This window comes from Saccharomonospora amisosensis, from assembly GCF_011761185.1.
Classification (GTDB): domain Bacteria; phylum Actinomycetota; class Actinomycetes; order Mycobacteriales; family Pseudonocardiaceae; genus Saccharomonospora_A; species Saccharomonospora_A amisosensis.
In genome coordinates this window covers 3,480,005-3,494,564 of record NZ_JAAOYM010000001.1, presented here as the reverse complement: position 1 = coordinate 3,494,564, position 14,560 = coordinate 3,480,005, and the positions used below count along the sequence as shown (strand labels likewise).

At 67.8% G+C, this 14,560-nt stretch carries 16 protein-coding genes and 1 tRNA gene; 13 read left to right on the top strand and 4 right to left on the bottom strand.

Annotated elements, in window-relative coordinates; all coding sequences use genetic code 11:
- Positions 1-150 precede the first annotated feature (150 nt).
- The 4 genes from FHU38_RS16985 to FHU38_RS16970 are packed head-to-tail and all read left to right on the top strand — an operon-like array spanning position 151 to position 3,400.
- Positions 151-1,377 (top strand): NRAMP family divalent metal transporter, encoded by a 1,227-nt coding sequence (locus FHU38_RS16985; protein WP_167172611.1) that lies wholly within the window; start codon positions 151-153, stop codon positions 1,375-1,377.
- A gap of 10 nt (positions 1,378-1,387) precedes the next feature.
- Positions 1,388-2,161 (top strand): LamB/YcsF family protein, encoded by a 774-nt coding sequence (locus FHU38_RS16980; protein ID WP_167172609.1) that lies wholly within the window; start codon positions 1,388-1,390, stop codon positions 2,159-2,161.
- Positions 2,162-2,212: 51 nt separating this feature from the next.
- The gene (locus FHU38_RS16975; protein ID WP_167172607.1) at positions 2,213-3,106 is read left to right on the top strand and encodes a 5-oxoprolinase subunit C family protein; all 894 of its coding nucleotides are present in this window, start codon (positions 2,213-2,215) and stop codon (positions 3,104-3,106) included.
- Positions 3,107-3,136: 30 nt separating this feature from the next.
- A complete protein-coding gene (locus tag FHU38_RS16970) occupies positions 3,137-3,400 on the top strand; it encodes a hypothetical protein (protein ID WP_167172605.1) in 264 nt (87 codons plus the stop codon).
- Between the two features lie 412 nt (positions 3,401-3,812).
- Here FHU38_RS16970 and FHU38_RS28030 read toward each other — a convergent pair whose 3' ends face one another.
- From FHU38_RS28030 to FHU38_RS16955, 3 genes are all read right to left on the bottom strand, one after another.
- Complete coding sequence (locus FHU38_RS28030) at positions 3,813-5,351, bottom strand: 5-oxoprolinase subunit B/C family protein (protein WP_167172603.1); 1,539 nt, start codon at positions 5,349-5,351, stop codon at positions 3,813-3,815.
- Positions 5,352-5,469: 118 nt separating this feature from the next.
- Positions 5,470-6,984 carry a serine/threonine-protein kinase gene (locus FHU38_RS16960; protein WP_167172601.1) on the bottom strand — a complete coding sequence of 505 codons (1,515 nt, stop codon included), beginning with the start codon at positions 6,982-6,984 and terminating at the stop codon, positions 5,470-5,472.
- A gap of 29 nt (positions 6,985-7,013) precedes the next feature.
- Complete coding sequence (locus FHU38_RS16955) at positions 7,014-8,306, bottom strand: chloride channel protein (protein WP_243852281.1); 1,293 nt, start codon at positions 8,304-8,306, stop codon at positions 7,014-7,016.
- A 120-nt stretch (positions 8,307-8,426) separates the two neighbouring features.
- Between FHU38_RS16955 and FHU38_RS16950 the strand changes: the two genes are divergently transcribed.
- Positions 8,427-8,894 (top strand): MarR family winged helix-turn-helix transcriptional regulator, encoded by a 468-nt coding sequence (locus FHU38_RS16950; RefSeq protein WP_167172597.1) that lies wholly within the window; start codon positions 8,427-8,429, stop codon positions 8,892-8,894.
- Here the strand turns inward: FHU38_RS16950 and FHU38_RS16945 are convergent, their stop codons facing one another.
- The gene (locus FHU38_RS16945) at positions 8,895-9,071 is read right to left on the bottom strand and encodes a hypothetical protein (protein ID WP_167165481.1); all 177 of its coding nucleotides are present in this window, start codon (positions 9,069-9,071) and stop codon (positions 8,895-8,897) included. It lies immediately after the preceding gene.
- A 193-nt stretch (positions 9,072-9,264) separates the two neighbouring features.
- Between FHU38_RS16945 and FHU38_RS16940 the strand changes: the two genes are divergently transcribed.
- From FHU38_RS16940 to FHU38_RS16905, 8 genes are all read left to right on the top strand, one after another.
- Positions 9,265-9,341 (top strand) — tRNA-Ile (locus FHU38_RS16940).
- Positions 9,342-9,415: 74 nt separating this feature from the next.
- Positions 9,416-10,366 carry a tyrosine-type recombinase/integrase gene (locus FHU38_RS16935; protein ID WP_167172595.1) on the top strand — a complete coding sequence of 317 codons (951 nt, stop codon included), beginning with the start codon at positions 9,416-9,418 and terminating at the stop codon, positions 10,364-10,366.
- Between the two features lie 416 nt (positions 10,367-10,782).
- Positions 10,783-11,058 carry a hypothetical protein gene (locus FHU38_RS16930; RefSeq protein ID WP_208415715.1) on the top strand — a complete coding sequence of 92 codons (276 nt, stop codon included), beginning with the start codon at positions 10,783-10,785 and terminating at the stop codon, positions 11,056-11,058.
- Positions 11,055-11,594, top strand: coding sequence for a hypothetical protein (locus FHU38_RS16925; RefSeq protein ID WP_167172593.1), 540 nt, complete (start codon positions 11,055-11,057; stop codon positions 11,592-11,594). The genes FHU38_RS16930 and FHU38_RS16925 overlap by 4 nt, the downstream gene beginning before the upstream one ends.
- Complete coding sequence (locus FHU38_RS16920; RefSeq protein WP_167172590.1) at positions 11,594-12,259, top strand: helix-turn-helix domain-containing protein; 666 nt, start codon at positions 11,594-11,596, stop codon at positions 12,257-12,259. The genes FHU38_RS16925 and FHU38_RS16920 overlap by 1 nt, the downstream gene beginning before the upstream one ends.
- A 96-nt stretch (positions 12,260-12,355) precedes the next feature.
- Positions 12,356-12,550 carry a hypothetical protein gene (locus FHU38_RS16915; protein ID WP_167172588.1) on the top strand — a complete coding sequence of 65 codons (195 nt, stop codon included), beginning with the start codon at positions 12,356-12,358 and terminating at the stop codon, positions 12,548-12,550.
- A 108-nt stretch (positions 12,551-12,658) separates the two neighbouring features.
- Positions 12,659-13,228 carry an HK97 family phage prohead protease gene (locus FHU38_RS16910; RefSeq protein ID WP_167172586.1) on the top strand — a complete coding sequence of 190 codons (570 nt, stop codon included), beginning with the start codon at positions 12,659-12,661 and terminating at the stop codon, positions 13,226-13,228.
- Complete coding sequence (locus FHU38_RS16905) at positions 13,221-14,357, top strand: phage major capsid protein (protein ID WP_167172584.1); 1,137 nt, start codon at positions 13,221-13,223, stop codon at positions 14,355-14,357. The genes FHU38_RS16910 and FHU38_RS16905 overlap by 8 nt, the downstream gene beginning before the upstream one ends.
- Positions 14,358-14,560 lie beyond the last annotated feature (203 nt).

Here is a 14,560-nt window from a genome sequence, read left to right as displayed (position 1 = left end):
GGGACGACTACGGGTACCGCCCGTTGAACCCGACCGCCGCAGGTCGCTGGCGGTCACGAGTTGGAGTTAACCAAGACGTTGCACAAGGCTCTTGCAGAATTGTTCAACAACTCATACCTTGTGTCGCACTGCACAGATCGGAGTTCTCTCATGGCGGAACAACTTGACTCGACCGTGGAAAAGCCACGGTCAGGTGTGAGCAAGGGGACCCTGCTGGGTGCGATCTTCTTGATGGCGACCAGCGCTATCGGCCCCGGCTTCATCACTCAGACGACGGCGTTCACGGTGCAACTGGGCGCCGCCTTCGCGTTCGCGATCCTGCTGTCCATCCTGATCGACATCGCGGTGCAGCTGAACGTGTGGCGTGTGATCGGTGTGTCGGGGATGCGAGCCCAGGAGCTCGGCAACCGGGTGCTGCCCGGGCTCGGGTTCGTGATGGCGGCCCTGGTCGTCTTCGGTGGCCTGGTGTTCAACATCGGCAACATCGCGGGCACGTCGCTCGGTCTCGACGCGCTGTTCGGTGTGGACGTCAAGATCGGTGGAGCCATCTCCGCGATCATCGCGATCGGGATCTTCCTGAGCAAGAAGGCCGGCGTGGCGATGGACCGCATCGTGGTGGTGCTCGGCGTATTCATGATCGCGCTGACCATCTACGTCGCGATCGCCTCGGGCCCTCCCGTCGGTGAGGCCATGCGCCAGTCGGTGATCCCCGACGAGGTCGACTTCCTGGCGATCACCACGCTGATCGGTGGCACGGTCGGTGGCTACATCACCTACGCGGGCGCGCACCGGCTCGTCGACGCCGGGGTGAAGGGTCCGGAGCAGGTCGTTCAGGTCAGCCGCAGCTCGGTTGTCTCGTTGCTGGTCACCGGTGTCATGCGGATCGTGCTGTTCCTCGCCATCCTGGGGGTGGTGGCCGCGGGCGTCACGCTCGGAGACGGCAACCCGACGGCCGACGCGTTCCAGCACGCCGCGGGCGAGGTCGGGCTGCGCCTGTTCGGCATGATCCTCTGGGGTGCGGCCATCACATCGGTGATCGGTGCGTCCTACACCTCGGTTTCGTTCATCGCTTCGTTCTCGCCCGCACTGGAGCGTCGCCGGAACTGGCTGGTCGTCGCCTTCATCGCGATCTCGTTGTCCGCGTTCCTGTTGATGGAGCAGGCGCCGACGACGCTGTTGATCCTCGCGGGCGCGCTCAACGGTCTGATCCTGCCGGTGGGCTTCGGTGTGCTGATGTGGGTCGCGGCGAGGCGGCGGGACCTGCTGGGTGGCTACAACTATCCGAAGTGGCTGATGGGCATCGGCGTGGTGACCTGGCTGCTCACGCTGTACCTGGGCTGGAAGGCACTCAGTGGCATCACCGCACTCTGGAGCTGAGGACCGGCAGTTGGATCTCAATTCGGACCTCGCGGAAGGCTTCGGACGTTGGACGCTGGGTGACGATGCGGCGCTGCTCGACATCGTCACCAGCGCCAACGTTGCCTGTGGCTTCCATGCGGGAGACCCGGGTGCGATTCGCCGAACCTGCGAGAAGGCGGCCGAGAACGGGGTGGCGATCGGCGCTCAGGTCGGCTACCGCGACCTGGCGGGCTTCGGGCGCCGGTTCATCGACATGGACCCCGTCGAACTGATCGATGACCTGATCTACCAGATCGGTGCGGTGTCGGGACTGGCGCGCGTGGTGGGCACCGAGGTGACCTATGTGAAGCCGCACGGTGCCCTCTACAACGCGATCGCCGAGCACGAGGAGCAGGCGCTCGCGGTGATCGAGGCGGTGCGCCAGTACGACCCCTCGCTGGTGGTGCTCGGCCTTGCCGGTTCCGACTGGCTCGGCTGGGCCGAACAGGCGGGACTGCGCACCGTGCACGAAGCGTTCGCCGACCGGGCCTACACACCGGACGGGAAGCTGGTTTCCCGCAGGCAGCCCGGTGCGGTACTGCACGACGCGCAGGAGATCGCGCGGCGCTGCCTTCGCATCGCGCGGGGGGAACCCATCGAGGCGATCGACGGCAGTCAGCTCGTTGTTCGCGCCGGATCGATCTGCGTGCACGGCGACAGTCCCGGCGCCGTGGGAATCGCGAAGGAGGTCCGGGCCGCGCTCACCGCTGGTGGGGTGGGACTGAAACCGTTCGCTCCCGCCACGGTCGCGGTCGTGAACTGAAGGACCAAGCCCGGGCGGCAGGTAGCCAAGGAGATAAGGGAACCAGGAGACATGGTGGGTGCGACATTGGAGATCTTGCGAAGCGGTCCATTGTCGACGATCCAGGACCTCGGAAGGCCCGGATACGCCGCGACAGGAGTGGGGGAGAGCGGCGCGGCCGATCGTGGCTCGCTGAGGTTGGCCAACCGGCTGGTTGGCAACGACGAGAATGCCGCCGCCATCGAGGCCACGCTGGGTGGTCTGGAGCTGCGGGCGGAAAGCGCCGTTACCGTGGCCGTCACGGGCGCGCCGTGCGAGCTCACGGCGGGCGGATGCGGCCAAGCCATGAACACGCTGATCAGCCTCGCGGCGGGAGCCACTCTTCGGCTCGGGGCCGCTCGGCGTGGCCTGCGCAGCTATGTGGCGGTACGCGGCGGCATCGATGTCGAACCCGTCCTCGGTTCCCGATCCACCGACCTGCTGTCCGGGCTGGGTCCGGCTCCGCTCGCACCGGGGGTGCGACTGCCGGTCGGCCCCGAACCCGCGATCCGGCCCATGGAAGGAAGGCCGTCGCAGCGGTTCGACACCGACGACCTGGTGTTGCGGGTTGTCCCCGGCCCGAGGGACAGCTGGTTCGCCAGGTCCGCCCTGACGAGACTGTTCACCGAATCCTATGTGGTCACTTCGGAGACCAACCGGATCGGCGTTCGGCTCGACGGGCCGGCTCTCACCCGGGTTCGGCACGGCGACCTGCCCAGTGAGGGACTGGTAGCGGGCGGCCTGCTCGTTCCGCCTTCGGGTAAACCGACGCTGTCCCTGGTCAACCATCCGGTGCTGGGTGACTTTCCCGCCATCGCTACGGTGCTCTCCGCCGATCTCGACAAAGCCGCGCAGGCAAGGCCGGGACAGCACCTGCGTTTCGTCGCCCTCGACGCACTTGCAGCGCAGGCCGCGCGAGCCGCCTGATCCACCGAGCCAGCTTGGAGGAAGCCGGACATGCCGGAAGCCGCCTCACGTCGTGATCTGACGAACCGGGACCGGGAACTGCTGCGTGCCGTGGCTTCCGGTCGAGTGGAACTCTCCTGTGGCAGCGCACCGGACTTCTTTGTGGACGGTGTCGCGTGGTGCGATCAGTTCGGTGCCCGCAGGCTCGTCCGTGACGGGCTGATCTGTCAGCACCGAGTCGGGCGATTCGGCGAGCGGGTGCGGGCTCGGCTCACCACGGAGGGTGCGCGGCACGCCGAGCGCGGTCCAGCTTGAGCCGCTCGGCCGCTAGGTCCGCGAGCCCACTCGCCTGCGTAGCCACGACATCGCGCGACCCCGGATTCCACTGTGGTGCCGGACCTGCCTGTCGGGAATGGGCCGGGAGTGGACAAGGCACGCATCGCACGGCACCTCGCGAGAGGTCACCATACCGTTTTCGGCGTCTATCACGGTCTCGAGTAACCAGCCGCTGCCGTCACCACATACTCCGCACTTGACCTTTCCTATCGCCATGACAAGAATTGTCCCGGTAGTCGCTTGCACCGCTCTGACAACGAAAATCGGCTACTCGGTTACGTTTTCGCAGGTCAGCAGGTAGATCGACGGCACGGAACCAGCTGCCACGGCAACGGTACGGCAACCTCCTGATCCCGCGCGCTCGGTACAGTGAGGACAGCGGGGAAGAAGTTCAGTTCACGACCTGGAAGGACACGTGCTGGCCGGGCCTGGCCTGCGCCACCACGGGCAGATCTTCCGTGGTGACAACGGCGAGCACGGGGTAGCCATCGGTCACCGGATGGTCGGCGAGCAGAAGTTGCGGCTGTCCGGAATGCGGGACCTGGATGGCGCCGGGAACCATGCCCTCGCTGGGGAGTTCACGGTGAATCGATCGCCGCAGGGCAGGTCCTCGCAACCGGACGGCCGTTCGATCGCTGTCCTGCGAGACGACGTAGGTGGCGTCCTGCAGGACGTCCAACGCATCGGGCGCGAACCATTCCGCTCGTGGTCCGGCGGTGATGCGCACGATCAGGCTGCTGCCCGGCGGATCGGCAACCGGCGCGGTGGTGTAGGCGGGTTGGTGCTGGAGCTGGTCGGTCCCGATGGGAAGGACATCACCCGCGGTCAGTGGTGTGGGACCCAAGCCTGCCCGGACATCGGTCGAGCGTGACGAGAGCGTTTGTGGCACGCCGATTCCGCCGCGCACGGAGATGTAGGTACGTACTCCCGTGGCTGGTTTGCCAATCACCACCTGCTCGCCCGCTGCCACGGCGAAGGGCGTGTTCATCGCTTCGCCGTAGCCTTCACGACTGATGGGGCACGGGGCACCCGTGACGGCGACCCTGGCCGCGCGGTGGAACCGCAGGGTGAGCCCACCGAACGTCACCTCCAGACACGCGGCGCCGTCGGGATTGCCGACGAGCCGGTTGGCCAGCCTGGCCGAGCGAGGGTCGGCCGCACCGGCATGCCCGATTCCCAGCTTTGCCATGCCGTGTCTGCCCAGATCCTGCACGGTCGACATGCCACGCGCCTCGACGACCTCGATCACCGAATCGCCGGGGACGGGTGTGCCCACAATCCGCCGCGATCGGTGCGATGTGGACACATCAGTACGCAGGTGTGTGACTCGGTCGAAACGCACCCGCGCTCCAGGGCGCAGCAGGGCCTGCGGCCGCCGGTGGGGGTCCCACAGCGCCACGTCGGTGCGCCCCAGCAGTTGCCACCCCCCGGGTCCGGTCTGCGGGTAGACACCGGTGTAGGCGTCGGCGACCGCGACGGCACCGGGGGGCACACTCGGCCGGGGGTTCGGTCTTCTCGGCACGTGCAACCGTGGGTCCAGGCCGGTCAGGTAGGCGAAGCCGGGGGCGAACCCGCCGAACCGCACGACGTACTCCGGTTCCGCATGTGCGGCGATCAGCTCGTCGATGCCCAGACCGGTCAGCCGTGACACCTCCGCGAGATCTTCTCCGTCGTAGACCACGGGAAGGGTCACCAGGTCACCCTCGGGCGGCTCGACAGTGACTGGTGTGGTGGCCTGGATTCGCCGGGTCAGCGTCGAGGCGTCGGTCACCCAGGGCTCGTAGCACACCAGCACGGTGCGGGCGCCCGGCACGAGGTCGGTCACCCCTGCCGGAGGATTCTCGGTGAGAGCGGCATGCAGTCCGAGAACGGTCTCGAAGTCGGCGACGTCGACCAGAAGAGCCTGCTCGCCGTAGGGGTGAACTCGCATCCCTCACTCCGCCCGTTGAGCCGCTAGTTGTTCAACAACTTAGCACAACGAGAGGATTGTTCAACAATTCGTCGGTCAGGTTGAACTCTGCACGAGCAGGCTCGCACGCGTCAGCGCCTCAGCCGTCCTCGTCCTTCTTGTCGTCCTTGCCTTTGCTCTTCTCCTCGTCCTTGTTGCCCTCGCCGTCCTTGTCCGACTGGGGTGGCGCGGTACGTTGCCGGTGCAGCAGGGTGTCGGTGCCGATGACCACGGCGTTGTCCAGCACCATCAACTCGAACTGGTGGAACTCGGTGATCGTGGCCCCTCCACGCATGGCGAGGTCCACGCCGACATGAACGGTGTCGTCACCGGTGGAGCGGGGCGCGGACACGACGGTGACCTTCTTGACTCGTGTCCAGCGCGCGTCGAAGTCGTCGCGGCCCTCGGCTCGAAGTTCGGGGCCGAGATGCGCCCACGCCGCGTCCGTGTTGTCCGGAAGCTGCGCGTAGAAGTCCGCCACCACGGCCTCCATCTCGGCAGGGGTGAGCGATCGCGTGGTGGAGGTGGGTGCGGTGGTGGTCGGCTGCCGGGCGGTCGCGTTGGAGGGTGCGTCGTCGCCGTTGGTCAGGGTGAGCACAAGCGTCACGAGCAACGCCGCGCCGATCGCCGCCGCGGCGTAGGCCCAGGGTCTGGTTCGCCGCCGCACCGGTTCGCTGCCGACGGCCGGGCTCATGTCGAGGCGCGTGCCGCCCGCATTGGCGCGGCTCAGTGCCTGCGTGGGGGAACCTGTCACCGCCGGTATCGGCTGAGTGCGGTCGAGATCAGGGGCTTGTCCGGAGGCGATCGCCCGCATCGTTTCGCGAGCCTGCTCTGCGGTGGGGCGCAGCCGTGGGTCGTCGGCGAGCATGCCGAGCAGCACAGGGGTGAGCACACCCGCTCGGCCCGGCGGCGGTACCGCGCCCGCGGCGACCCGATGCAGCACTCCCAGCGGGTTCGTCTCGTCGTCGCCGAACGGCGGAGAGCCCTCCACGGCTGTGTAGACGGTCGCGCCGAGGGAGTAGATGTCGGAGGCTGTGCTGGGTTGCTGTCCCCTTGCGACCTCCGGTGCGAGGTATGCGGGGGTGCCCGCGACCACGCCCGCCCTGGTCACCGAGATGTCGCCGCCCGCGTGCGAGATGCCGAAGTCGGCGAGCTTGGTGGTGCCGTCCTCGGCGATGAGCACGTTGGCCGGTTTGACGTCGCGGTGCACGATGCCTGCGCGGTGTGCCGCAGCCAGCGCGGCCGCGGCCTGGGTGCCGACCCGCGCGGCGTCGACTGCGTTCAACGCGCCTTCGCGGGCCAGCACGTCGGCGAGTGTGCGTGCCGGGAAGAACTCCATGACCAGCAACGGAAGCCCGGCGTCCTCGGTGACGTCGTGCACCGCGATGGCGTTCGGATGATGTAGCCGCGCGGCGATGCGACCCTCCCGCATCGCCCGTTGCCTCGCCTCCTCCGCGCCCGCGGCGTCGAGCCCCGGCTGGATCAGCAGCTGCTTCACCGCGACCGTGCGGCCGAGTCGTTCGTCGGCGGCCTCCCACACCACGCCCATAGCCCCGGTGCCGACATGCCGACGCAGCCGGTAACGGCCCGCCAGGAGATCACCGACCTCGCTCACGGATCATCCTCTCGCCTCGCGCAACCCGATCAGGGTAGGCGGTGAGCGGATGCGGGTGCCGTGCCGGCCTCGACCTCGATGCCGCGCCCGCGCAGTTTTCGCGTGTAGATGGTGTCGGTCGACAGCGCCCTGCCGACGAGTGTGGCCACGACGATCGCGGTCATGAGCGGCAGGATGATCGTGTACTGGCCGGTGAGTTCGAACAGCACGATCACAGCCGTGATCGGTGCGTGTGCCGCGCCCGCGAAGGCGGCGCCCATGCCTATCAGCCCGTACACGCCAGGGGTTGTGGTCAGTTGCGGAAGCCAGGTGTGTACCACGATGCCGAAGGCCGTTCCGCCCATCGCACCGATGAACAGTGACGGCGCGAACACGCCCCCCGACCCGCCGACCCCGATGGTGAGGCTGGTCGCCAGCATCTTTCCCACAAGCAAGATCAGCAGGAAACCCAGCAGGTACTCGCCGCCCAAGGCGTTCTGCAGCACCGGATAGCCCACGCCGTACAGCTGCGGCAGCACCAACAGCAGCCCGCCTACCGCGACGCCACCAACGGCGGGGCGAAGCCATTCCGGTCCGCGCCATATCCGGTCGCACAGCGTCTCCACCGCGTGCAGCACATGGCCGAACAGCACGCCGATCGCGCCGATCAGCGCACCCAGCACGACGAACAGCAGGTACTCCACCGGGTGGTGCAGGGTGAAGCTGGGCAGGTTCAGGAACGCCTCGTCGCCGAGTACGGCGCGGCCGACCACGCTCGCGGTGACGCTGGCCAGTACCACCGCGCCGAACGATTCCGCGGCGAAGTCGCGCAGCAGCAGTTCCATCGCGAAGAACGGGCCCGCCAACGGTGCGTTGAACGTGGCCGCGATGCCACCTGCCGCGCCGCAGGCCACGAGGACACGCAGCCGGGAACGGGGCAGCCGCATCGCCCGCCCGAACGCCGACCCCAGCGCTGAGCCGATCTGCACGATCGGGCCTTCCCTGCCGACCGAGCCGCCGGAACCGATACACAGTGCCGAGGCGATCGCCTTGACCGCGCTCACCCTGCCCGGGATCTCGCCGCCGCGTGCCGCGACCGCGTACATCACCTCCGGGACACCGTGCCCGCGTGCTTCGGGGGCGAAGCGGTGTACCAGCGGGCCGTACAGCAGGCCTGCGAGTGTGGGCGCGAGCAGCAGGAACCACGGGCCAAGTGCGGGCAGCCAAGGGTGCGCTTCGCCGCCCGCCACCGAGTAGTCGGCGTGACCGGAGAACAGCCACGTGAACGATTCGACCAGCCAGCGGAACGCGATCGCACCGAGACCCGCCGCCGCGCCGATCATGACGGAGAGTGTGGCCAACCCTGACGAGCTTTGCCGTAACCAGATCAAGCCGCGAGACATCATTGCATTATGCAACACTTGTCCAGTGCAGCAGTAGTGGTGGTGCGGTACAACGGAGGCATGTCAGAGGATGTCGACACGATCACCGATGCCGTGCTGACCGCATCAAGACTGCTCGTGGCGGTTTCGGCCAGGTCGATCGCCGCGGTCGACGACTCGATCACGATTCCCCAGTTCCGGCTGCTTGTGGTGCTGGAGAGCCGCGGGCGCAGCAAACTCACCACGCTGGCCGAGCAGCTGGGGGTCAACCCGTCCACGGCGACGCGGATGGTGGACCGGTTGGTGGTCAGTGGGCTGGTCAGCAGGCAGGCCAATCCCGATTCCCGGCGGGAGCTGCTCGTGGGCCTCACCGAGGTCGGTGCCTCGGTGGTGCGAGCCGTCACCGAGCGCAGGCGGGCCGAGGTGAGCCGTATCGTCGAGCGCATGCCCGCGGAGGCTCGGCGGGGCTTGGTGCGGGCGCTGTCGGCATTCGCCGAGGCCGGAAACGAGCCCTCGGTGACGGCTCACGGCGAGGTCGTGTGGGTCTGACTATCCCACCGCCGCCCGGCGCGTTGTCCTGAGTGGACGGTAGGCGTGGAGTACGGCGAGCGTGGCGGCCATGGTGAACATGACGGCGAGTCCGCCGCGCAACGCAACGTGCCAGCGACGTCTGCCGAGCACGATGAGCAGCAACGTGATGCCAACGAGGGCGAGCAGCGGACCCATGAACTCTCCCGTTTCAGACCCGAAACTTGTCGCTGGATAGATTGCCTGACAGTTGGGGAATCTTGTCAACGACAAGTTCGAGGTTAGCCGCCACGGCAGGGGTAGGGCGTGGCGATCGACAGAGGAGAGTGGCGGAGCTATATAGTGCGACAAGCGGCACATCAGAGACCGCACGACCGGATCCACCCGGTCAGGGCCGGTAGCTCAGTAGGTTAGAGCAGGGGACTCATAATCCCTTGGCCGTCGGTTCGAGTCCGACCCGGCCCACCACCAGGGAATATGCCGGAACCCTATCCCGCACAGCGCTTGGATCGCAAGGGACTTGGCGGCTAGCCTTTCGTGGCATGACGACTCCCGACACCGCCGCTGTCCCGCTCGACGATCTCCGCGAACTCCTGCCCGACTGGAAACGTCACCTGCGCGCCGCGAACAAGGCGCCGTCGACGATCAACAGCTACCTGCTGATCGCTCAGGAGTTCCTGGCGTTCCTGCTCGACAGTGGGATGCCGACCAGCGCCAGCGCGATCACCCGCGAGCACATCGAGCACTACCTCGTGCACCTGCAAGAGCGACCACACAAGCGCACCGGCAAGCCGCTGTCGGCGGCCAACATCGCCAAGCACTACCGGTCCCTGCAGCAGCTTTTCCGCTGGCTCGACGAAGTTGAGGGCGAGATCGAGGCGTCGCCGTTCGCGAAGATGTCCCCACCGGCCGTGCCGGAACAGCCGGTGGACGTGCTCACCGAGGACCAGCTTCGCGCGCTGGTGAACGCCTGCAAGGGCAAGACGTTCGAGCAGCGCCGCGACGAGGCGCTCGTTCGCATGTTCATCGACACCGGGGCGCGCATCGGCGAGATCGCGCCGCTACGGGTCGACGACATCGACTTCGACGCGGACGTCGCGCACGTGATGGGCAAGGGTCGCCGTGCTCGGGCTGTGCCGTTCGGTTCGAAGACCGGTGAGGCGCTGCGCCGCTACCTGCGGGCACGGTCGCGGCAGAAGCCTGCGGCCGGTCGCGATGAACTGTGGATCGGCCGCAAGGGGCCGCTGAAGGAGTACGGCATCCGTCAGGTGCTTCGGCGGCGCGCGGAGGATGCGGGGGTGCCGAACGTGCATCCGCACCGGTTCCGGCACAGCTTCGCGCACCGGTGGTTGGCCGACGGCGGCCAGGAGCAGGACCTGATGCGGTTGGCTGGGTGGCGGTCGCGGGAGATGGTCGGCCGCTATGGCGCTTCGGCCGCCGACGAGCGGGCGCGGGAGGCGCATCGGCGGATGGGTCTTGGTGATCAGCTGTGAGCGTCGAAAAGCATTCTTGCTGGTCACCCCGCGCGACTCTGCGAAATTCTGCAAAATGCTGTGACTGGATTTGACCCGAATTGACTGGTCACCGATGGACATCTTGAGACATCGGGTCTGCGAAACCATGCCTGACAATGCCTGACTAGTTCTGGCTACCCCACCTGAACAGGTGAGACGCTCGCACCACTGTGGACCACGGCGCACCATAGGCGCCAACGTCGACTAACCAGAACAACCCGGCCACGACACGCTAGGAAATGGGAGCACCGGCAACACAAAGCACATCGCCTGATAGTGTTCGTCGCGTTCAGAAATTGAAAGAGCCCGACCCCCGCTAGGTCGCCAAACTCACCGGGGGTCGGGCCAGCACCCCACCAACAGGTGGGCTCACTCCCGAAGGAGCGTGTTCCATCGTGGCACACCCACCCCAGCCCAGCGACTGGACCATCCTGCGCGCGCGTCTCGGCGCTCACTCACTCCACGCACAGGGCAAGACCAACACCGCACCCGCGCGCAAGGCGTTCAACGACCGCTTCGAGAACGAGGTCGACCCCGACCGGGTGCTCGACCCTGCCGAGCGGGCACGCCGCGCCGAACACGCCCGCAAGGCCTACTTCACCAGCCTGGCGCTGAAGTCCGCCCGCGCGCGCAGCAGCCGCCGAGGCAAGGCCAAGGGCGGGGCTGCGTGAGGACAGAAGAAGCCCGCCCCGGCGGGCGAACCGAGGCGGGCGACACACAGATCGGGTGGCGATCCGAGGCCAGCGTAGCCGACGCGTCCGACAAGCGGCGTGTGCACTGGGTCGGCAAGCGCGGCAAGACCACCCTGTGGGGACAGGTCTATGGAGAGCTGCTCGCCGCGGAGAAGAACCACCGCGGCTACACCCCCGAGCAGCATCGCGCCAACGTCGAGCACCGCGTCCGCCAAGCCGTCGCCATGCGCGATACCGAGCACACACGCAACCAGGAGCGCCGCAACCGGGTGCTGCGGCACCCGGACCTCGCCGACCGGCTGAAAGCCGCTCTGCGGCTGTCTGAGCCGTCGCGATGGAACGGGTGGGTGCCGCCGCGCACCCTGCCGGAGTTGGCCTGCCGGGTGTGTGCTGGTGACCGGCGGATGTCGTGTCGCCGCGAGCACGTCCGCGCGGCCAACACCAGCTGGATCCGCGCCGAGCTGGTCGCGATCGCGGCCGAGGCCAAGCGCCGCGAGGACAACGAGGGCCGGTAGTGGGGATCAAGCTGATCGAGCAGGCGCTCGACGAGACACCGGCCGACCTCACCGCGCGTGAGGTGCTCGCGCTCGTCGCCGTCGCGCACCGGGCGAACGACCACACGCGTACCGGATGGCCGAGCCGCGCGGAGATCGCGCGCCGGATGCGCGCGAGCCCGGAGACCGCCAAGCGCGTGCTACGCGGGCTCGTTCAGCGGGGGCTACTCGAACGCGTCGGAGGTGGCTACCGCGGCCAAGCCACGGTGTACCGCTTCCCCGCGAAAGGGGGTCACAGCTATGACCCTCATTCCGACCAGAAAGGGGGTCATAGCTGTGACCCGCTTTCTGAGACGGAAAGGGGGTCATCTGACGTCGAAAGGGGGTCATCTGACGTTCAAAAGGGGGTCACAGCTATGACCCCCCAACCTTCAGGAACACGTCAGGAACCTTCACGCGCGCGCGAGACCTACACCGACGCGATCGACTACGTCGCCGCAGGACTCGAACAGATCGACGGACGACGACGCTACGACCGCCGAGACATCACCGAGACCGTGACCGGATTCCTACGCGGCAAGCAGGTAGCCGCACCGACCCGCTACGTCCGCAAGGCGTTCGACGACAACCCCGAACAGTTCCGGCCGACGAGCGGACCACCGCGCTACCGAAGGGAAACCGCATGACGCACGAGCAGGCGGCGCTGCTCGCCGACGCACTGCGCCAGCTCGCCGACGCCGCCGCACTCGTCGCCGACCACCTCGACCAGGAAGGAAACGATCATGACGACCACGAAGAACGCGGCCGGTCCGCGCTGCATGGTGTGCGGCGCAACCCGCCAACCCGGACAACTCACCGACGCGATCGCGCACGCACCCTGCGACCAACGAGCCAAGCGCTTCCCCCACGATCACCCCGACTACACGCCGGGGTTCTGGGAAGCGGCCGGGACAGCGGTGATCTACGATGAACGGTGAGCGCGCGCTCGGCATCCCCAGCGCCAGAACCCGGTTGCACCGGGCCACCCGGACGGAAGGGTCGCCATGCGGCGAACGGTTCCCCGTCGCTGTCTTGGAGACCCCGGCATGAGCGCCCCCGATCTGTTGATCTTCACCGCCGACTTCGCCCTCGACGACGGCGAAGACTCCCGCACATTGCGCGGCCTGGCCGTGCCCTACGGGCAGGTGAGCCACCCCGCCGAGTTCGGCGGGATGGCGGTGCGGCACCGATTCGAGCCGGGAGCGTTCTCCCGCTCGATCCGCGAACGCGGCTCGAAAGTCAAGCTGTTCGTCGAACACGACGTCCGTCGCCTGCCGATCGGGCGGGCGGTCGACTTCGACGACGGCCCCGAAGGGCTGCGGGTGGCGTTCGAGTTCGCCCGCACCGCATCCGGCGACGAGGCGCTGCAGCTCGTGCGCGACGGCTACGTCCGGGGCCTGTCGGCCGGGGTGGACCCCTTGCGGTACAGCGAGGACCAGCAGGGGCACCTGCTGCACTCCGAAGCCCGGCTACGCGAGGTGAGCCTCGTGAACGAGCCGGCCTTCGCCGCGGCCGGATTCACCCGCGACAGCGGCGACGAACCCGAACCCACATTGGACGCTGAGCAGGCGCGGCTGCGGCTACGCCTGGCGGAGAAGGGATGGATCTATGTCTGAGGCACCCGAAAAGGCCCCTGAAATCGAGCGTGAGCGGCTGATCGTGGAGGCGCGGCAGTTGATCGCCGACGCCGGTGACGGGCCGCTCAGCGAGCAAGCCACGGCGCGTTTCTCCGAGATCGAGCAGCAACTCGACCGGCTACGCGACGAGCAGGACCAGCGGCCAGACATTGTCGACCCCACACGGCGCCCGCTGCCGATGGAGCCGAACACCCCCAGCGGACACCACAACGGCCTGTTCGCCGAGGAATCGCCGCACCCGCTGGCCTACACCGCGCAAGCCCTCACCGCCCTGCAGGCCGCGATCGACGCCCACGAACCCCTGCGGGTCCGGGCCGCCGACCCCCGAGCCCGGTTCGCCACCATCACCACCACCACGCACGGCGCGCCGAGAGCGTGGGGCGCCAACGTGCTCACCGGGCCGCGCCTGCTGTCACAAGTCGCCGGTGTGCCACGCCAGCCCGTCGAAGCGGTGCTCGCCCAGTTCCCGCAGCTCACCCTGCCCACAGCGCAGCCGGTGACCGCCGAAGCGGCCAGCCTGACCGAATACGCATCGTCCGCGGCCGGTTCGGTCACACTGGGCCGGTTCGGCAGGTGGACCGACATGTCCCGCGAGGCGCTGATCGGGGCTGACGCGGCCGCCATCACCGGAATGCACCGGGTAGGCATCGCGCTCGACCTCGACCAGGTCCTCATCGACGCGGTCGAGACAGCCGCCGGAACCGCGGTGGCCTTCGCCGCCGATGTTCCCGCGCAGATCCGCAAGGCCATGGCGCAAGTCCAGGCCAACACCGCCTCCGACGACCCCGCCGACCTGGTGATCCTCGCCCACCCCGACGATGTGCACCTGCTGCAGGACGTGTCCCCCACCGGTGGGTCGACGATCGCCGAACGATTCCAGCGCTTCTCCGGCGCACTGGTCTACCCGAGCAACGCAGTGTCCACCGGGTTCATGACGGTGGCGAACTTGCGGGTCGGTGCCCGCTACTTCGAAGCGGTCGGACTCAGCACCGCCACCCAGGTCGACGTCAAGACCGGGGTGGAAACGGTCGCCACCTACACCGTCGCCGGGTACGGCGTCACCCTCACCACCGGATTCGCCGTCATGCAGGACGTCGTCACACCGTAGCCAGTCTGCGCGTGACGAAACGGGTCCGTGACCGGCGACAACACGTTTACGCAGGTCACGGACCCGGCGTTTTCCCTGGTCAGGGTGGCGCGGACACCCCCGTCCTTCTGTCCTTTTTTTTGCGCTGAGTTCTGGGGGTTTCGGACTCCCGCTGGCGTATTCATGGCTGCGCATGCGTGCAGGTGTCGGGGGTGGTTGCGCTC